Annotated in this window: 18 protein-coding genes and 1 pseudogene; 2 read left to right on the top strand and 17 right to left on the bottom strand. The window is 60.6% G+C overall.

Annotated elements, in window-relative coordinates; translation table 11 throughout:
- From RX717_RS01545 to RX717_RS01495, 11 genes and pseudogenes are all read right to left on the bottom strand, one after another.
- A complete protein-coding gene (locus RX717_RS01545; protein ID WP_107631128.1) occupies nt 1-1002 on the bottom strand; it encodes an RnfABCDGE type electron transport complex subunit D in 1002 nt (333 codons plus the stop codon).
- The gene (gene rsxC, locus RX717_RS01540) at nt 995-2395 is read right to left on the bottom strand and encodes an electron transport complex subunit RsxC (protein WP_316960523.1); all 1401 of its coding nucleotides are present in this window, start codon (nt 2393-2395) and stop codon (nt 995-997) included. The genes RX717_RS01545 and rsxC overlap by 8 nt, the downstream gene beginning before the upstream one ends.
- 303 nt (nt 2396-2698) lie before the next feature.
- Entirely contained in the window at nt 2699-2881 is a 183-nt protein-coding gene (locus RX717_RS01535; RefSeq protein WP_054327973.1) for a hypothetical protein, read from the bottom strand.
- A gap of 13 nt (nt 2882-2894) precedes the next feature.
- Entirely contained in the window at nt 2895-3437 is a 543-nt protein-coding gene (locus tag RX717_RS01530) for a stage V sporulation T C-terminal domain-containing protein (RefSeq protein ID WP_107631130.1), read from the bottom strand.
- Nucleotides 3438-3598: 161 nt separating this feature from the next.
- Nucleotides 3599-4324 carry an alpha/beta hydrolase gene (locus RX717_RS01525; RefSeq protein ID WP_107631131.1) on the bottom strand — a complete coding sequence of 242 codons (726 nt, stop codon included), beginning with the start codon at nt 4322-4324 and terminating at the stop codon, nt 3599-3601.
- Between the two features lie 61 nt (nt 4325-4385).
- Nucleotides 4386-5471, bottom strand: a complete 1086-nt coding sequence (locus tag RX717_RS01520) for a dihydroorotase (RefSeq protein ID WP_316960522.1) — start codon at nt 5469-5471, stop codon at nt 4386-4388.
- On the bottom strand, nt 5384-5653 hold the full coding sequence (locus RX717_RS01515; RefSeq protein ID WP_316960521.1) for a hypothetical protein: 270 nt from the start codon (nt 5651-5653) through the stop codon (nt 5384-5386). Before RX717_RS01515 ends, RX717_RS01520 begins: the two co-directional genes overlap by 88 nt.
- 103 nt (nt 5654-5756) lie before the next feature.
- On the bottom strand, nt 5757-6923 hold the full coding sequence (locus RX717_RS01510) for a cation diffusion facilitator family transporter (RefSeq protein WP_107631132.1): 1167 nt from the start codon (nt 6921-6923) through the stop codon (nt 5757-5759).
- Nucleotides 6920-7204, bottom strand: a complete 285-nt coding sequence (locus RX717_RS01505; protein WP_159068094.1) for a DUF1294 domain-containing protein — start codon at nt 7202-7204, stop codon at nt 6920-6922. The genes RX717_RS01510 and RX717_RS01505 overlap by 4 nt, the downstream gene beginning before the upstream one ends.
- 149 nt (nt 7205-7353) lie before the next feature.
- Nucleotides 7354-8289: a zinc dependent phospholipase C family protein gene (locus RX717_RS01500; protein ID WP_107631133.1), complete on the bottom strand. Its 936-nt coding sequence runs from the start codon at nt 8287-8289 to the stop codon at nt 7354-7356.
- Nucleotides 8290-8464: 175 nt separating this feature from the next.
- Nucleotides 8465-9702: pseudogene (locus tag RX717_RS01495) on the bottom strand (glycerate kinase type-2 family protein).
- 124 nt (nt 9703-9826) lie between these two features.
- Between RX717_RS01495 and RX717_RS01490 the strand changes: the two are divergent.
- Nucleotides 9827-10486 carry a GntR family transcriptional regulator gene (locus RX717_RS01490; protein ID WP_107631135.1) on the top strand — a complete coding sequence of 220 codons (660 nt, stop codon included), beginning with the start codon at nt 9827-9829 and terminating at the stop codon, nt 10484-10486.
- A gap of 57 nt (nt 10487-10543) precedes the next feature.
- On the opposite strand, the gene RX717_RS01485 is transcribed toward RX717_RS01490, so the two are convergent.
- The 5 genes from RX717_RS01485 to RX717_RS01465 all read right to left on the bottom strand — a co-directional run bounded on the left by RX717_RS01485 (nt 10544) and on the right by RX717_RS01465 (nt 15949).
- A complete protein-coding gene (locus RX717_RS01485; protein WP_082397318.1) occupies nt 10544-11989 on the bottom strand; it encodes a GntP family permease in 1446 nt (481 codons plus the stop codon).
- A 119-nt stretch (nt 11990-12108) separates the two neighbouring features.
- Complete coding sequence (locus RX717_RS01480) at nt 12109-13287, bottom strand: UxaA family hydrolase (RefSeq protein WP_054327981.1); 1179 nt, start codon at nt 13285-13287, stop codon at nt 12109-12111.
- Nucleotides 13288-13301: 14 nt separating this feature from the next.
- Nucleotides 13302-13601 carry a UxaA family hydrolase gene (locus RX717_RS01475; RefSeq protein ID WP_107631136.1) on the bottom strand — a complete coding sequence of 100 codons (300 nt, stop codon included), beginning with the start codon at nt 13599-13601 and terminating at the stop codon, nt 13302-13304.
- 12 nt (nt 13602-13613) lie between these two features.
- On the bottom strand, nt 13614-14891 hold the full coding sequence (gene larA, locus RX717_RS01470; RefSeq protein WP_054327982.1) for a nickel-dependent lactate racemase: 1278 nt from the start codon (nt 14889-14891) through the stop codon (nt 13614-13616).
- Nucleotides 14892-15205: 314 nt separating this feature from the next.
- Nucleotides 15206-15949 (bottom strand): YebC/PmpR family DNA-binding transcriptional regulator, encoded by a 744-nt coding sequence (locus RX717_RS01465; RefSeq protein ID WP_054327983.1) that lies wholly within the window; start codon nt 15947-15949, stop codon nt 15206-15208.
- 496 nt (nt 15950-16445) lie between these two features.
- Here RX717_RS01465 and recQ point away from each other — a divergent pair, with 496 nt between their 5' ends.
- Complete coding sequence (recQ, locus tag RX717_RS01460) at nt 16446-18281, top strand: DNA helicase RecQ (RefSeq protein ID WP_107631137.1); 1836 nt, start codon at nt 16446-16448, stop codon at nt 18279-18281.
- A 33-nt stretch (nt 18282-18314) separates the two neighbouring features.
- On the opposite strand, the gene RX717_RS01455 is transcribed toward recQ, so the two are convergent.
- Entirely contained in the window at nt 18315-19073 is a 759-nt protein-coding gene (locus RX717_RS01455) for a MerR family transcriptional regulator (RefSeq protein WP_107631138.1), read from the bottom strand.
- Between the last annotated feature and the right edge of the window lie 84 nt (nt 19074-19157).

The raw sequence follows: 19157 nt of genomic DNA, 5'->3' as shown, positions 1-19157 counted from the left end.
TTACTGTGCCTCCTTCTTCTTATCCAGCGCATAACCGAACTTGCGGGGATGGGTGGCCTTGTCGATCGCCCAAACCAGCGTGTTCATGATCAGGATGGAGTACGACACGCCTTCCGGCAGGCCGCCGAAATAGCGGATGAACACCGTCAGCAGGCCGCAGCCGATGCCGAAGATGATCTGACCGCGCGGCGTGACCGGGCTGGTGACGTAATCGGTCGCCATGAAAATCGCGCCGAGCATCAGGCCGCCGGACAGCACCTGGTACAGCATCCACTGCACACGGGATACGTCTCCCATCGGGAACAGGAATGTAACGACCGCAACGGTCAGGATGTACGCTGCGGGGATATTGATGGTGATGACCTTGCGCCACAGCAGATACAGACCGCCTGCGATCAGCGCAAGCGCAGACGTTTCACCGATCACACCGCCGGTCTGGCCAAGGAACATATCCATCAGCGTCGCGTCCGGCAGGACGCCGTTCTTGAGCGAGGCCAGCGGGGTCGCCGTGGAAATCGCGTCGGTCAGGCTGACCGTGCCGAACAGCGGGAGATTCGCGTGCGGCGCGGTCCAGGTGGTCATCAGGCCGGCCCAGGAAGCCATCATGAACGCGCGCGCGCCGAGCGCCGGGTTCATGAAGTTCTTACCGATGCCGCCGAACAGCATCTTGACGATGATGATGCCGAACAGCGCGCCGAACACAACCATCCACCACGGGGCGGATACCGGCACGTTGAACGCGATCAGAACGCCTGTGACGAAGCACGACAGGTCGCCGACCGTGTTGGGGTGGCCGACAATTTTATTATAGATCGTCTCGAATACTGCACAGGCAACCATGGAGATGACTGTCAGGACGAGCGCGCGCCATCCAAAGGTATAAACCGCCACGCAAAGCGCGGGCAGCAGCGCGATCAGCACGTCGAGCATCAGGCTGCGGGTATCGTCCCCTGCCTTGATATGGGGCGAGGAGGTGACGACGACTTTACTCAGATCATACATTTTCGTTTCCCCTCCTTACTTCTTTTTCCGCCTCTGCCTTTGCCTTTTCGGCATCGGCCTTGGCCTTTTCCGCCATGCGCTTGGCCTGGATCTTGCCCTTGGTCAGGCGGAACTGCGCGACCAGCGGAATGCGGGCCGGACACACATAGGCGCACGAGCCGCACTCGATGCAGTCCAGCATGCCGCACTCAACCGCGTTATCCAAGTCCTCCTGCTTGCCGTATACGTTCATATAGACCGGCAGCAGGTGCATCGGGCAGGCGTTGATGCACTTGCCGCAGCGGATGCACTGCGGGTCGGCCACGCGCTTATCCTCGTCCCCTGCGAATGCAAGGAACGCATTCGTACCCTTGAAAATCGGGATTTCGAGCGAGTATTGGGCAACGCCCATCATCGGGCCACCCATCAGAAGCTTATTAGGGGCCTCCTTGAAACCGCCGCATGCGTCGATCAGCTTTTCGACCTGCGTGCCAATGCGTACTTCAAGGTTCTTCGGCTCCGCAATCGCGGAACCCGAAACCGTTACGATACGGCGGATGACCGGCATACCGGTCGTAAAGCGGCGGTAAACCGCTCCCGCGGTGTCGACGTTGAATACCGCGCAGCCCGCGTCGGCCGGCAGCTTGCCGGACGGCACCTCGCGGCCCGTGCAGGCATTGATCAGCTGCTTTTCTGCGCCCTGCGGGTATTTGCACTTGAGCGGGTACAGCTTGAGGCGCGGGTCGTCCGCGATCAGCTTTTCAATGCCTGGGAATGCGTCCGTCTTATTTTCCTCGACCGCGATGATCGCGTTCTGAACCCCCATAATGTCGGCCAGCATCTTCAGCCCGCCGACGACCTCCTCCGGACGCTCGAGCAGCAGGCGGTGGTCTGAAGTTATGTACGGCTCGCACTCGGCCGCGTTGATGATGACCGTATCGCACTTGCCGATGCCGGACTGGATTTTGACGTGCGTGGGGAATGTTGCGCCGCCGTGGCCGACGATACCGGCCGAACGGATGCACTCGATACGCTCTTCGTTGGACATGGATGCGAAATCATACGGGTGTACGGACTCATGCGGACGGTCCTCCCCGTCGTTTTCGATCACGATGGACAGGACCTTGCTGCCGTTCGGATGCAGGCGGGGTTCGACCGCCTTTACCTTACCGGACACGGTTGCATGGACAGGAGCGCTGACAAAGCCGCCGGCTTCCGCGATGGGCTGTCCCAGATCCACGGTATCGCCGACGGAAACGATCGGCTTTGCCGGGGCGCCGATGTGCATGGAAACGGGCAGGATGACCTGGTCGGGCAGCGCCAGTTTCTCGATCGGCTTGGTGTTTGTCGCGGATTTATACCCCGGGTCTGCGTGGGTGCCGGGGTGAATGCCGCCACGGAACGAATACACCATGTTTTTCACCTCTCTAGTTTTTTGCGCAAGAAGAACCGAACCGCGGGTTCGGTTCCATCTACTAATGAAATCGGCAGACCATGTTGAACGCATAGTCTTGCAAATTAGATTATACTGTTTTTGGCCCCCAATAAGCAAGCCTAAAACGCAAAAAATTTGTCCAAAAATCAAAAAAATTTGTTTTAGACCCTGCTTATCCCGTCATTTTGTATACCCACTTTGTGAACAAATCGTCATTCTTTTCCTCCAAAGGAAACAGAAAACGGAAAAACAGGCTGTAAAAACAGCCTGTTTCCGCCCATATTACCTTTTTTCCCTGGGTTTGCAATACCGTTCGGTATATTCGGTCGCCGCCGGATCGCCCCGCTGCACCATGCTCTGCGGATATGGCGGGAGCGGCGCGACCGCCGCGGAATCCACATGCCCCGCCTCATCATATTGCGGGAACGCTTTTGGCTGGCGTTCTTCTCCGTTCTTTCTGCCCATCCGGCGCGCCTCCTTACAGCCCAAGACGCTTGGACAGGAACTGGGCCGCCGTTTGGCACAGCTTGACCGCCACCTCGTCCGCAGAGGCGTTTTCCTCCTCGCCGACAAAGGCGACGCAGCCCGTTACGTCCCCATCCGTGATGATCGGCACGGCGACGATCACATTATACACGTCATTTGCGGTGATCGCGATATCCTGCGTCTCTCCTACGCCGCGCTCATAGGTGGCGCGCTGCTCCATCACAAGCTCCAGGTCGGGCGAGATGCTCTTTTCCAGGATGTCCTTTTTCGCTCCGCCTGCCGCGGCGATGACCGCGTCGCGGTCACAGATCGCGCAGCTCATGCCCGCGGTGCGCGCCAGCGCCTCCGCCAGTTCGGCGACGACCGTACCAAGCTCCCCCATGGGGGAATATTTTTTGAAGATGACCTCGCCGTCGCGATCGGTGAAGATTTCCAACGGGTCGCCCTCCCTGATGCGCAGGGTGCGGCGGATCTCTTTCGGAATAACGACGCGTCCAAGATCATCGATGCGGCGTACAATGCCGGTTGCTTTCATTTACGCGTTCCCTCCCATACGAATTTCTGGTTGTACAGGTAGTATGACAGCAACGCGGACAAATATGCGGGATTTTCCACCGGCGCGGCTCTGGCAATTTTTTCTCGGCCTGTTATTTTTGATTAAATGGAAAAGCGAGGGCGGCACTGTCGTTTGGCGGGCTAACGGGTCTGAGTGCCGTTAGCCGCGGCGCTTCGTTCGAGCCAACGGTGCAGGAAATCCATCTGCTCCTGCGTGTGGAACCAATGCTCGCCGTTTTCCATCACCGTCAAGCCACAGCGAAACCGCTGGGCGAACTGCTCTACGGTATCACGATCTATCAGGGCATCGCTGCCGCCGTATAATATTTCCGTGGGGCTTTCCCATGCCGTGATCGGATGGGACGCCGCATATTCCCAATACTCCCACGACAAGGTCTGCCCAAAATCGGTTGGGATCACGCGCTCCTGCCTGAGCCGTTCCTCTGAAACGTCCGCCCAGCCCATCATTTTTTGCAGCAGCCGCTTCATATCGAGGACAGGCGAGACAAACAGACAGCGGTCCAGGCGCTTGCCGCGCAGGCCCAGCATGCCAAACCACGCCCCGATGCTGTTTGCGAACAGGGAAATCCCTTTCCAGCGCGCCTCAGCAAACCGCATCACCGCGGCCAGCTCCGGTGCGACGTGCCACGGGTCAAAGAAAGGCATCTCGTCCGCCCGTTCCCCATGCCCCGGCAGGTCTAGGCTCAAGGTCTGGCACCCATACCGCTGCAGGCTTTCGGCAACGCCGCACGCCTCCTCTTTATTCCCGTTTTGGCCGTGTACATATAAATACACTTGATTGGACGGCTCGCCCAGCACGAGCGCGGGAATACCGCCGATCCGCAATTCTTCTCTCGCAATAGACATGTTGCTGCTTCCTATCTTGTGTCGTTGTCCTGCGGCCGGATTTTCCGGCGCAGCCGTTTTGTCACCGCGCCGTGACCTTTGCGCCAGTCACGATCGCGCGCGGCGCGCCGGTCAGCGGCATGCCGGTGTACGGCGTGTTGGCCGCTTTCGAGCGGTAGCTCCGGTACACGGTCTCCCGCTTCCAGTCCAGCAGCACCAGGCGGGCGAAGTTCCCCTCGCGTACCGCGCGGCCGGACAGTCCGTACAGCTCCGCGGGCGTCCGGCTCATCCGCTCCACCAACTGCATGGGCGACAGGCGTCCGGTCTGCACCAGAAACGTATTGCATACGGAAAACGCGGTTTCCAGCCCCGTGATGCCCGACGGGGCCTTGGCGAATTCGCGCGCCTTTTCCTCCGCCGTATGCGGCGCGTGGTCGGTGGCGACCATGTCGATCGTACCGTCCGCAAGCGCGCCGATCAGCGCCTCGCGGTCAGCCTCCGTGCGGAGCGGCGGATTCATCCGCGCATAGGCTCCGTGCGTGCAAACATCCGCCTCGGTCAGGGAAAGGTGGTGCGGCGTGACCTCCGCATAGATCCGCGCGCCCAGCGCCTTGCCCGCGCGGATCAGCGCGACCGACTGTGCCGAGCTGACATGCTGGAACAGGACCCGTGCGCCCGTGTCCAGCGCGAGCGCAATATCGCGTGCGATCATCGCGCTTTCCGCGCTTGCCATCGCGCCCGGCACCCCAAACTCCTTCGCCGCCTTGGAGCCGTAATTCACGCCGGGCGAGGGTACGAGGGACGGCTCCTCCTCATGGAACGACAAAAGGATATCCTGTGCCGCCGCGCGCGCCATCGCCTCCCGACACAGGCCTGCGTCCGTCAGGTTAAGGCCGTCGTCGGTCAGACAGGGCGCGCCCGCGGCCTTGAGCGCCCCGAAGTCGGTCAGCTCCCGCCCCTTCAGACCCTTTGTCACCGCGCCCGCCTGCAGAACCTGCACCGCGCAGCCCCGCGCCTTTTCAGTCACATACCGGATTGTTTCAGGCGTATCGCATGCGGGCAGGGTATTCGCCATGCAGATCACGGTCGCGTAGCCGCCTGCGGCAGCAGCAGCAGCGCCGGTGAGCACGTCCTCCTTTTCCGTCTGCCCCGGATCGCGGAAATGCACATGCCCATCCACAAATCCGGGGAAACCGTCAGTCCGGCCGCGTCCCAGCACTCGCAGCCCGGCGGCGGCTGGAGCCGCTTGGACACCGCCGCGATCACACCGTCGTCCCCGATCAGCACGTCGCGCGGCGCGTCCGTGCCTGTGTAGGGGTCAAGCACCCGTCCGTTTTGCAGTAAAAGCATGGAAAACCTCCGTCCTTTTCTCTATTCGTTTTTATATTGTATCATGGATGCCCTAGCCATGCAAAATAAAACGGCCGCTGGGCGGCCGTTTTTCCGACGGGCATTACATCTGATGGTCGAACGTAACCACCGGATTATACCGCCAGTCGATTTTTTTCAGCTGGTCCCGAATCCGCATCATCAGCTCCCGCTTTGCATCGTTGTCGTAGCTGAACGGGACGACCACGTCAAAAATCAGGTTGATCTGCCGTTCCCCGTCCACAACGCGGAAATCGTGCATGGAGAGCCTTTCGTCGATCGACCGCAGCACGGCGTCCGCCTGCTCGCGCAGCGCGGCGACATGCGCGTTGTTGACGTCGATCGGGTCCATGTGGATAACCACATATACCCCTGTCTGCTGCCAAACCCGTTTCTCCGCCTCGTCGATCACCTCATGCACGGCGACAAAGTCGGAATCGCTCGGCACTTCCGCATGGAGTGACGCCAGCGAGCGCCCCGCGCCGTAATTATGGACGATCAGGTCGTGTACGCCCACGATGTAGTCCGAATCCATCACAATGCGCTCGATGCTTTTCGCAACCTCGGGGTCCGCGGCCTCACCGAGCAGCGGCGCGACCGTATCGCGCGCGATACCGGCGCCCGCCCAGATGATGAACAGCGCCACCAGCACCCCTATATAGCCGTCCACCGGCAGGGTGGTGAAACGGCCCGCAATCATGCCGACCACGACCACGCCGGTCGTGATGACATCGTTCCGGCTGTCCTGCCCCGCGGCCATCAGCACGGGCGAATCGATCCGGCGGCCGATCCCCACGTTGAACGCACCCATCCACAGCTTGACTGCCATGGAAACCGCGAGAATGGCGATCAGGATGGGCGATGCCTCGACCGGCTCTGGATGGAGGATACGGCCGGCCGAGGTTTTCAGAAACTCAAAGCCGACCAGGACGATGATAAACGATACGATCAGCCCCGCGATATATTCCGTGCGCCCATAACCGAACGGATGCTTTGCGTCCGGCTCCTTGCCGGAAACCTTGAAGCCCACAATCGAAATCAGGCAGGAAAGGCCGTCCGACAGGTTATTGAACGCATCCGCGGCAATGGAAATCGCGCCGCTGAGCAGGCCGATCGCCATTTTGAGCGCAAACAGGAACAGGTTGCACGCGATACCCACCGCGCCGGACAGCACACCATAGCGCTCCCGCACGCGGGCGTCCCGCGTATTTTCCGCATCCTTCACAAACAGGCGGATCAACAGGCTGGTCATAGCATCCCCCTCGTATACAGAATATTATATATGCCCATACAAATTACTAATTGTAATATCATAATTGCTGGGATGCCTAACATAAAGCTGCGGTGCAGCGTTTTGTGGCGGATCAGTAGCATGCTCGCATACACGCCCGGCCCGCCGCCGACCAGGGCCCAGAAAAACAGCGTGCGCTCCGGCACACGCCCCCATCCATTCCTCGCGGCTATTTTATCATATATGCTGACCAGCGCGCCGATCGCACTGACCACAAGCAGATAGTACCAAACGCCTTTCACGGCTGACAGCCCCTCCCCCGCCGGAATTTCCTTATATTTTAGCATAGGCGCCTGCGGGATGCAACCAGACGCACAAAAAGTAGCCGCGACTAACGTTTTCGCGCGTGAGCAGCGGAAAGGGGACGCGCGTCTGCGCGTCCCCCGTACTGCTATTCTGTCTGCGCGGCGAGCCGCTTGGGGTTGCCGTTGTCGAACGGCGCGTCGAAATGGTACCGCAGCAGCCAGCCCGCGTCAAACTGGGCGGCATACTGTCCCGCGAGCGACGCGGCGCGGATGCGCGCCAGGCCGAACAGCTCGGGTACGGAATCCGTGCGCACCTCCCCCGGCGTCCACAGGCTGCCCCACGGCTCATGCTCCAGATTGAGCGCGTCCCATGCGGGTAGCTCGGTCTTCATATGGCCGGTCAGCAGCGCGCCGCGTCCGGCAAGGCGCTCCAGCCGCTGTGCGGCGCGGTATATGCCGCGGCTCTCCGAATAGAAAAACGTTTCCCACGCCAGCATCTCGTCAAACGCCCGCCGGAGGCTGTACGGCGGCGCGTCCGTCCCATATACCGCTTTCAGCACCGCGTGGAGCAGCGCGGCAAGCACGGCCTTCTCCTCAGCCTCCAGCGTGTAGGAATCCGCCGGTGAAAAGGTTGTGACCGGCGCGCGGCGCACGCGCTCATATACCAGGGAATCGATATCGCTTTCGATCTGACAATGGACCGCGGAGCCGGACAGGCGCGTGTCCACGGAACGGATCTGCTCCTGCCGGCAGTATACATACGGGTGTATCTCGCTGTCGAGCGCATAATGGCACAGGAAGCCGTAAAAATACGCGCTGGCGATCTCATGGGCCGCGCCGGTCAGGTCGTGTACGCCGTGCGCGAGTGCCGCGAACAGCCGGTCCGTCCGCTCGGAATGCATCCGGTTGCCCAGCTTATGCAGCGGGCTGCCGAACAGGACTTTCCGGTAAAACAGCGGGTCCGGCCCCTGGCAGCCCCAGTAAAAGCAGGCCGGACGGCTTTCGGCAAGCGCCTGCACCGGAGCCGGAAAAACCGCGAGCGCCTGCTCTCCGAACAAATGATGGGATACGAAATCCGCCATAACAGCTCTTCCTTTCTTTGTTGGCGTCAGCAGTCTGCGCCCTCATTATACACGCTTTTCCGACAAAGGGAAAGCGTGCAGGAGAAAAAAACTGCGGCGTTTTTTTGCTGCCGGCGGCTCGCTTTACCTTTTCCCCTTGGCATGCTATAATATAAGCAGGCCATCTTCGCCGCGTTCAGGCCCGCGGGCGCAGCAGCAGCACGGATACGTCGTTGACGTTGGTTCCCGTGGGTCCGGTCTTAATCAGCCCGTCCACCCGGGCAAGCGCATGATAGGCGTCGTTATCCGACAGCACGCGGTCGATGGATATGCCCTGCGCGGCAAGACGGCCGCAGGTCGTCCCGTCCACCAAGCCGCCCGCCGCGTCGGTAGGACCGTCCGTCCCGTCCGAGCCGACCGAAAACACGGCCGCGCCCACCAGTCCCGCAATCCCGCGCGCGGCGGAAAGCGCAACCTCCTGATTGCGGCCGCCCAGCCCCGTGCCTGTGATATGCACGACGGTTTCGCCGCCCGCGATAAACGCAAGCGGCTTTACTGTATCCGCATGGTACTGCGCGACCGACGCGAGGAAGCTGCCCGCCTCCCGCGCTTCGCAACACAGGCTCGCGGTCAGCACGGTCGTTTCATAGCCCAGCGCGCGGCACGCGCCTGCCGCCGCCGCGCACAATTCGCGCACCGAGCCGGTGACCCGCGTTTCCACATGATCCAGACGGCGCGGCAGCGGCCGGTCGAGCAGCGGCAGCACCTCCGGCGGGAGCCGCAGCCCGTATTTTTCCACGACCGCGTGTGCCTGCTCCGCGGTCGAGCGGTCCGGATAGGCCGGTCCGGAAGCGATCATGTCCAGCGGGTCGCCCACGATGTCCGACAGCACGATGGCGAACACCCGCGCGGGCGCGCAGAGCTGCGCGAACCGTCCACCCTTGACCGCACTGACCCGCTTGCGCAGCGTGTTCATCTCAACGATATCCGCGCCGCAGCGCAGAAGCTGGCCGGTCAGGTCCGCGAGCGCCTCCGGCCCGCAAAGCGGCTTTTCAAACAGCGCCGAGCCGCCGCCCGATATGAGCAGCAGGACCAGGTCGTTTTCCCCCAGCGGCTCCACCAGCCGTATCGCCTCGTCGGTGGCGTCGAACGAATTCCAGTCAGGCACTGGATGTCCCGCCTCCCGAATACGCAGGCCCGGATATCGCCACCCGCGTGGCCGTATTTGGTGATCACGATACCGTCCGACACCGCGCCGCCCAGACAGCCGGCAGCGGCCTTCGCCATCTGCCAGGCTGCCTTGCCCAGCGCGACCAGGACCAGCCGGCCGGTCGGGGGCGTAAACCCTTTCAGCGCGCGCGCCACCGCCTCGTCCGGCAGCACGGCGCGGATCGAAGCGTCGATAATGCGCGCCGCGTCCTCACGAATTTTCATAGCGCTCAAACCATCCTTTCCAAACAGCGCCCCGGCGGGGCCTGTCTTGCAAAATCAGAGGAAATCCATATAATATAAAAGTATACAGGGAATAGCTCCCCGACTCAAGTCAGGAGGCGGAATTATGCCAAAAAACAGGCCGATTCAAACCATTGCGGATCAGGTTTACGCGATCCTGCGCAAAAACATCTGCAACGGGCTGTACGCGCCCGGCTACTGGCTGCAGGAGGCCGAGCTTTGCGAGCAGCTCGGCGTCAGCCGCAGTCCGGTGCGCGAGGCCCTGCTCCGTCTCGCGTCGGACGGGCTGCTCGTCAGCATCCCTAACAAGGGGACGTTCGTCAAGGAGTTCACCTGTAAGGATATCGACGAGATCTTTGATATGCGTGTGCTGCTGGAGGGTTACGGCATCCGCAACAGCCGTGCCAACCTGACTTCCACCCATATCCAGCGGCTGCTCGACATTCTGGAGGACCTACAGACCATGATCGACGCGGGCGACCTGGATGCTTACGCCCGCGTGGACGAGCAGCTGCACAACGAAATCGTCTCCCTCGGCAACAACAGCATCGTCAGCTCGGCCTACTACCGCGTCGGCTCGATGAACCAGCAGTTCCGCGTGCTTTCCCTCAACATCCGCCAGCGCTTCGAGGAATCCCAGGACGAGCACCGGCAGGTTATACACGCCATCATTCGGGGCGACGCCGAGCTGGCCGAGAGCGTCAACCGCCGGCATCTGGAGCTGGCCCGCTCCTGCATCAAGGAGCAGCTCGAAAAAAAGAAATGATCCCCGCAGACAAATGGCTGCCGCATTTGCGGCAGCCATTTTTATTTGCTTTGTCCCTTAGTGGATGAAGAACGACAGGACGATGAAAATGCATGAGCCGAAAGCCGGAATCAGGATAGAGCCGACCGACCAGGTTTTGAGGCTGGTCTTGATATCCATGCCGGAGAAGTTCGTGACAACGTGGAAATACGAGTCGTTCAGGTAGCTTGGACACATGGTGGTCAGGCAGAGCGCCATCGCCGCCAGATACGGATTGACTGCCAGACCGGCCGCCACCATCGGGGCGATAATCGCGGAGCCGGTGATCATCGCGGTCGTACCGGAACCCTGCGGGAAACGCATGATCACGCCGATGATGATCGGAACCAGTATGCCGGGAACGCCCGCGGCAACGATCGCGTCCGCCATCATCTTGGCAGCGCCGGTCGCGTTGATGACCGCGCCCAGCGCGCCGCCCGCGGCAGTGATGAACACGATCGGACCAGCGTCGCGGCAGGCCTCCTGCATCAGATTGACACAGGTCTTCTTGTCGTAATCCCTGCAGAGCAGGAACGCGCCCATACACAGGGAGATGAACAGCGCGATGACCGGCTGGCCAAGGAACTGGACGACGTTGGCGACCATGGTGCCTTGCAGCGAGGAGATCTGGCCGACCAGCGTGTTGGCGAAGATCAGTACGATCGGTACCAGCAGCGTTGCAAAGGACATAAACGCGCTCGGCAGCTTTTCCGCCGCCAGCAGATCCGCAAAGTCCTCGGTAACAAGGTCTTCGTTCTTCTGATACTTTTCGTTGATGCGGTCGAGCACGCGGAGTTGCGCTTCGCTGTACTGGGAGCGGTCGATCTCATACGGGACAACCAGATTAGGGTATTTCTTGCCGAAGTGGCGGAACAACGGTACCGCAAAGGCAAACAACGGGATTGAGATACCGATGCCGCACAGGATAAACATGCCCAGATCGATACCCAGACCGTTTTCCTGGAACGTGCTGACGACTGCCAGCGGGCCTGGGGTCGGCGGCACCATAAAGTGCGTGATGTACAGGCCCATGCCGAGGATACCGCCCAGACCGACCATGGACCTCTTGGTCAGTCGGGAGAATTCCTTGGCCAGCGAGGACAGGATAACGAAGCCGGAATCACAAAACACGGGTATGGAAACGACCCAGCCGGTCAGGCCAAGCACGACGTCGCAGTTCTTCACGCCGACCGCCTTGAGGATGGTCAGCGCCATGCGCTTGGCCGCGCCGCTCTTTTCCAGAAAGATGCCCATGATACAGCCAAAGCCAATTACCACGCCGATACTTGCCATCGTGTTGCCGAAGCCGGTTGTCACCGTGCTGACGCACTGGGTCAGTGACGAAACCTCGCCGAACGGCATCGCCAGCACCGCGATCAGGATCGCCGAAATAATCAGCGACGGGAACGCGTGCATCTTGGTAAAAATGATCAGCACCATCATCACAACAATACCGATCAGCATTGCTACTACAGGATTTAGCATGTTTTTACCCCCTTATTCACTCGTCTTTTTCTTATCTTCCTCATCTTCCAATCCGATTCCGGCGATGGCCCATCCCCCTTTCCGCTCCGGCCGCAAAGCTGTATCCACAGCCCCTATGGTCAAATGACCGGACCGAGACAGAAAATGTCCATCGAGCCGAAATAGCCCAGCGCCTCGTTCTTCGTCATTTCGCCCGACAGCACGCGTATCAGCAGCTCGAACGCCTCTTCGCCGACCTCTTCAATGGTCTTTTCACCCGTGATGATGCGGCCCGCGTTCAGGTCCATATCGTGCTGCATGCGCTCATATGTATTGGGGTTGCCGCAGATCTTGACGACCGGCATGGAGGGGAAGCCCTGCGGCGCGCCGCGTCCGGTCGAAAACAGCATGATCTGTGCACCCGTGGCGGCCATGCCGGTCAGGATCTCCGGCTCACGGCCGGGCGCGTCCTTGATCCAGAGCCCCTTCTGGTCGGTCACGCGGTCGGTGTATTCCAGCACGCCCTGGATCGGACGGTGACCGCTTTTGACGATCGCGCCCAGGCTCTTTTCCTCGATGCTGGACAGCCCGCCCGCGATATTGCCGGGCGTCGGCTGGCCACCGCGCATGTCCTCGCCGACCGATTTCGCACGCTTTTCCATGCGATCGACGATCTCGTAGATCTTCCGGCCGACCGGCCCGTCCTCGCCGCCGACCGCACGCCGCGCGAGGATATGCTCGCCACCGAGGAATTCGGTCGTCTCGCCGAAGACAACAGTTGCGCCCAGGTCGACCAGCTTATCCGCCACATAGCCGATCACGCAGTTGGAGGCCATGCCGGAGGTGGTATCCGACGCGCCGCACTTGATGGACATGATTACGTTTGAAATATCGGCCGGCTCGCGCTGCAGGCCGGAGATCTGCTGCACCAGCCGCTGCGCCGCGTCAATGCCCGCCTGGATCGCCCGCGAGGTGCCGCCAAGCTCCTGGATGCGGATGATCTCGACCGGCTTGCCGGTCGCGCGGATCTCCTCCACCAGCCGCTCGTGGTCGGTTCCCTCGCAGCCGAGGCTGACGATCAGCGCCGCGCCGACGTTCGGGCTCTGCCCGAGGTTGGACAGCGTATCCGTCACCCGCTTGAGGTCGATCGGCAGCTGGCAGCAGCCCTGATGATGGAAATAGCCGATCGTTCCCTGCACCTGCCGGCAGATCGCCTGGCCCACGTCGTTGGCGCAGATAACGCTCGGAATGACCGCTACCAGATTGCGCGCGCCGAACGTGCCGTTCGCGCGCCGGTAGCCCTGAAACGTATAGCTCATAACGTAATTCCTCCTCAAAGGTCACCGCGGCCGCGCAGCGCCTCAAGATTGTGTACATGGACGTAATCGCCCTTTTTGATGTCGCAGCTTGCCGCGCCGATGCACTCGCCGTATTTCATGATGTGCTCTCCCCTGGCGATATTGCATAACGCGATCTTATGGCCATACGGCACATCGCCGTGCACGGTGATCTCCTCCATATTCCCTTTCTTATCCCGCACCTCAACCCTTGTTCCGTCTGTGATTGCGTCGGCAAAAATCGTGGCGACGTTATCCAGGTCGTCGACCTTAAGCGCAAGCTTCAACTCTTCCATAACCGTTCCTCCTTACTCCTTTACCGCGAGGACCGCCACGCCGTCCGGAATGACGACGACCTCCGCGTCACGGCCCATGATCTCATACGCCATTTCCAGCGCCTCATCCGGCGTGGAAGCCGGTATCATGTTCGCCTTGCGGACCAGCTCATGATCCAGATAGGTGGTGACCAGAATGACTTTGTGTTTTTTCAGGATGCGCGCGAAAATCTGCGCGCACCACTGTTCGGGGATGGTTTCCTTAGGCGGGATTTTGGAAAGGTACGCGTCGATCTCGTCCACCGTCCCCTTCACGATCAGCTTTTCAAAATGCGTGCCTCCCATCCCGTCGCAGCAGGAGGCGCACATGATAATGACGCCGCCCTCCCGACAGCAGGCCTCCGCGGTCGCGACCGCCTTGGGGCTTTGATAGAGGTTCTGGTCCAACGGGTAGCCGCCGTTCGAGGTGATGACGATATCCCCCTCCACACTCGGGCACTGCGCCAGGCTGCGCACGAACGTCACGCCCTTTTCGTGCGCCTGCTCCAGGTCGCCCGCAAAGGCCGCGATCACTTTCTTTTCCGCGTTGAGCGCAACGTTCATGATAAACTGCACATTGACCGCGCGCGCCGCGCATACCATATCCTCATGGATGGGGTTATGCTCCAGCACGCCTGTTGTGGAATACGGGCTGGAAATCGCCTTGTACGAGTGGTTTTCGTTCACGGTCGCCGCGTTGCAGATGCCGGGCAGGATGCTTTTGCGCCCGCCCGAGAATCCGGCGAAGAAATGCGGCTCGATAAATCCCTCGGTCACCAGCAGGTCGCAGTGCAGCGCGACCTTGTTCACCCACAGCTCCGCGCCCGAAGGCAGGTCGCACACCTTTTCGAAATCCTCGTCCACGAACGCCTGATTGACCACGATCTTTTCGTTGTCCACGATGGCATCGCCGAACATGCGGCGCTGCTCCTCCTCCGTGGTCGCACGGTGCAGGCCGGTGGCGATCAGGATGGTGATATCCGCCTCCGGATTGCCGCGGCGGATCTCCTCCAGCAGCAGCGGCAGCGTCAGCTTGCTGGGTACAGCGCGGGTATGGTCGCTCGTAACCAGTACGATCCGGTTCTTGCCCTTTGCCAACTCGCACAGCCGCGGTGTGCCGATCGGGTTGGCGAGCGCCTCCCGAACCAGCTCGGCTTCCCCTTTGCCGGCATCATAGCTGTCCGTCCGCGAATTCAGCTCCGCTTTGAGGTTTTTCTCGTCCACATGCAGTTCCAAGGCAGAGGTATAGTACGGGATAGAAAATGTTTTCATATACAATCACCCTATTCTTTCATTTCCCCGGCATCCAATACAATAATTTGTATGTTGTATTATGTATACATAGTACAATATTTATTTGGCAAATTCAATTGATATATACGACTACCCCCCCCCCCCCCCTATTTTTGGGCAATATTTACAATATTCACAATTTCCATTGGGAAAATCAACAAGAATTCTTCATTTATTTTGAACAGCTATTCCCGCGCCTCTTCCAACTGCATAATCATTTTTCTGCAAAAAGCACCGGCACAGCCAAGCTGCGCCGGTGCAAATCCCTTTCCAAAGCGGAGAGCCGCCTTGCGTTATCCCTCGTAGTCGTCCTCGTTCTCCCAGTTGTGCCAGACCGCCTGCACGTCGTCGTTGTCCTCCAAGTTGTCGAGCAGCTTGCGCATCTGGGCCATGTCCTCCTCTTTTTCGAGGGTGATATAGTTCTGCGGCACCATTTCCACTTCGGCCTCGACAAAGGAGTACCCCAGCGTTTCGAGCGCCTCGCGCACGGCGGAAAAATCGTCCGGCGTGGTATAGATTTCAAAGGTTTCCTCATCCGCCTGGAAATCCTCCGCGCCCGCCTCGAGCGCCTGCATCATCACAGTATCCTCGTCCAGCTCGCCGCGCTCCATAATGATCACGCCCTTTTTATCGAACTGCCAGGATACGCAGTTGGTGGCGCCCAAGCCCGCGCCATACTTATCGAACAGGTGGCGCACATCCGCGACCGTGCGGTTTTTGTTGTCCGTCAGCGTTTCCACAACAACGGCGACGCCGCCCACGCCGTAGCCCTCATAGTTGTTGGCCTCGTAGTTGACCTGGCCGTTCGCACCCGAGTATTTGTCCAGCGTGCGCTTGATGTTGTCGTTGGGCATATTGTTGGCCTTGGCCTTGGCGATGCAGTCGCGCAGGCGGGCGTTGAAGTCCGGATTCGCCGAGCCTCCCTCTTTGATGGCGATCGCCATCTCACGGCCGATTTTGGTGAATATCTTTGCCTTTTTCGCGTCATTCGCGCCCTTGCGCTTGGCAATATTATGCCACTTGGAATGTCCCGACATGATGGATGTCCCTCTTTCTATCATTATAATAATTAAAACAAACCTGAAAAACGCCGTGCGGCGCAGATAGATTCTATCAGGTTTTGCAGCTTTTCGCAAGACCCACGCGTATATTTTCCGCACAACGGGTGCAGACTATCATCGAAAAATCCAAAAAAAGAGGTGATTCCGTTATGAGCAAGCAGAACCGCAACCAGAACCCGTCTACCTCGAACCAGCAGCAGAACAACGAGCAGAACAAGAACCAGCAGAATACCCAGAATAAGAAAAACGACCAGCAGTACTAAGTCTTTCGCCTGGGGCATGCCGCTTCCAGGCGGGCGGGGCATCGCCGGCTCACGGCCGGACATGCCTGTCACGGCAGGGGGCGCTGAAAATCCTGATTTTCAGCGCCCCCTGCTTTTGCCTTTCCGGTGGGGCTGGCAGATTCTTTGTTTTACATTCCGCGGTCCAGCGTGGTATGATAGAAGTGATTCCACCAAAGGAGCTTACGCGCATGGAGACCCCACAAAGCATCTTAAAGCAATATTTCGGCTATGATTCGTTCCGGCCTGGGCAGGGCGAGCTGGTGCAGTCCATCCTCTCCGGCTGCGACACGCTGGGCATCATGCCGACCGGCGCCGGCAAATCGATCTGCTATCAGGTACCCGCCCTGCTGCTGGACGGCCTGACGCTGGTCGTTTCCCCGCTGATCTCCCTGATGAAGGACCAGGTCGGCGCGCTGGCCGAGGCGGGCGTACCCGCGGCCTGCGTCAATTCCTCCATGCCGCCCGCGGAAATGGCCGACGCCCTGTATGCCGCCGAGGCCGGCGCGTGCCGCCTGCTGTATATCGCGCCCGAACGGCTGACCGCCCCCGCATTTCTGGATTTTGCGCGCCGGACGCCGATCGCCATGCTCACGGTGGACGAGGCACACTGCATCTCCCAGTGGGGACAGGACTTCCGCCCCAGCTACCTCAAGATTGAGGAATTTCTCGCCGCCCTGCCCGCGCGTCCCCTGGTTTCCGCATTCACCGCAACGGCGACCGCCCAGGTGCGGGACGATATCGTACGCGCGCTCGGCATGCGCGAGCCTTACATCAAAACCACAGGCTTCGACCGGCCCAACCTGTACTTCTCGGTCGAGCGCCCCTCCTCCAAGCCGAACGCCCTGCTACGGCTGCTGGCCGAACGGGCGGGGAAAAGCGGCATCGTGTACTGCGCCACACGCAAAGCCGTGGAGGATGTGTGCGATATGCTGGTGTCCAAGCGCCTGCCCGCTACGCGGTACCACGCCGGACTGTCCGCGGAGGAGCGGCAGCTGAACCAGGATGATTTCCTCTACGACCGCAGGCCCATCATGGTGGCGACCAATGCGTTCGGCATGGGCATCGACAAATCCAACGTGTCCTTCGTCATCCACTACAACATGCCGAAAAACATGGAGAGTTATTATCAGGAGGCGGGCCGCGCCGGACGCGACGGAGAGCCGGCCGACTGCATCCTGCTGTACAGCGGGCAGGATGTGCATACGGCGGAATTCCTGATTGAGCGTAGCCGCGAGGCCGAGGACGATGCGCTCGCCCCAGCCGTGCGCCAGCATCTGCTCGAACGCGATCGGGAGCGGCTGCGCCGGATGACCTTTTACGCCACAACCACCGAATGCCTGCGCCGGACCATCCTGCGGTATTTCGGGGAAGAGGCGCCCCTGTCCTGCGGACACTGCGGCAACTGCGACACCACCTTCGAGCAGGTGGACGCGACGGTCGAGGCACAAAAGATCCTGTCCTGCGTATACCGTCTGAGCGAGCGCGGCCTGCATTTCGGGCGGGTGATCATCGCCGCCGTACTGACCGGCAGCAAAAGCGAAAAGATCGATCAATTCCGGCTGGACACGCTCTCCACCTACGGCATCATGGCGGACGCGACCGCCGCGCGCGTGCGCCAGTTGACCGACGCGCTGATCGAGCGCGGACATCTGCGGACCGATCCGGCGCGGTACAACGCGCTGTTCCTCACCCCGTCCGGTAACGCGCTCATGCGCGGGCGGGATACCTTCGTCCTCCGTCTGCCGCGCGAAAAGGCGCCCGCAGCCCGCGCCGCGGAGTCCAGCGCGGCCATGGACCAGGACCTGTTCGGCCTCCTGCGCGCCCTGCGCACGGCGCTGGCGCAAAAGGCGCATGTGCCGCCCTACGTCATTTTCTCCAACGCCACGCTGAGCGACATGGCGGCGCGCCAGCCCATCACGGAATTTGAGCTGCTCGCCGTGCGCGGCGTGGGCGAGGCCAAGGCCAGACGCTACGGCGGGGCCTTTCTGGAGGAGATCAAGCGTTACCTGCAGGAAAAGGCGTAGGGCGGCAATGCCGCCCTACGCCTTTTCTTATCCTCACCGCGCCCAATACTGTACCGCGTCGCACAGGAACTGTGCGCAGCCGGCCAGCTTGCGGTCGTAATAGGCGGTGAATCGTTCGTCCGCCGTGTAACCCGCGGCCAGCGCGCGGTGCGCCTGCGCGGTATAGTCCCTCCACGTCATGCCCAGCCAGGTTTTATGCAGCCGGACAATGCGCTCTCCGGACGGCCCCTTGGGATCGTCCCCCGCGCGCACCGCGTCTTCCAGCGCTCGCTGCACCTCGTCCTTCAGCGCTTCGAAACGCTCATAATCCGCCTCGGTCATGGCCAGCACCGCGGCGTTCGCCGCGTCGGCCTGCCCGTCTCCGTATTTGGCGCGCACTTCGGCGCCGTACCGTGCCTCGTTCTCCCATACGATTTTGTGTTTGAACGCCTCAAATTTTTCCGTATCGCTCATCTCTGTCTCTCCTTTCAGGGAACGGATGGTTTTTTGCACCGTCTCAATCAGGGCGGTGGTCTGCGCCTGCCGTGCATACAGGGCCGACAAATGGCTTTCCAGTGCGCGCAGCCGGTCGAAACCGTCCGCCTGCACGATGCGGGCGATCTCTTTCAGCGGCACGCCCAACGCCCGATAAAACAGGATCTGTTGCAGCAGGTCGACCTCCCGCTCCCCGTACAGGCGGTAGCCGGCTTCGGTCGTGCCGCTCGGCCGCAGCAGCCCGATCTGGTCATAGTACCGCAGGGTGCGCGCGCTCACCCCCGCCAGCCCCGCCAGCGCGTGAATCCCGTATTCCATCGTTTTTCACCTCCCTGCCCTTAGTATAGCGGTTTACGCTGCGTCAAAGTCAACCCTGTTTGTGAAAATATTTTGCTTCCTGCG

The organism is Intestinibacillus sp. NTUH-41-i26, assembly GCF_032769475.1.
In the GTDB taxonomy this organism is placed as follows: Bacteria; Bacillota; Clostridia; order Oscillospirales; family Butyricicoccaceae; genus Agathobaculum; species Agathobaculum ammoniilyticum.
The sequence above is the reverse complement of the archived record's forward strand: the minus strand, read 5'-3'. Positions and strand labels throughout refer to the sequence as shown.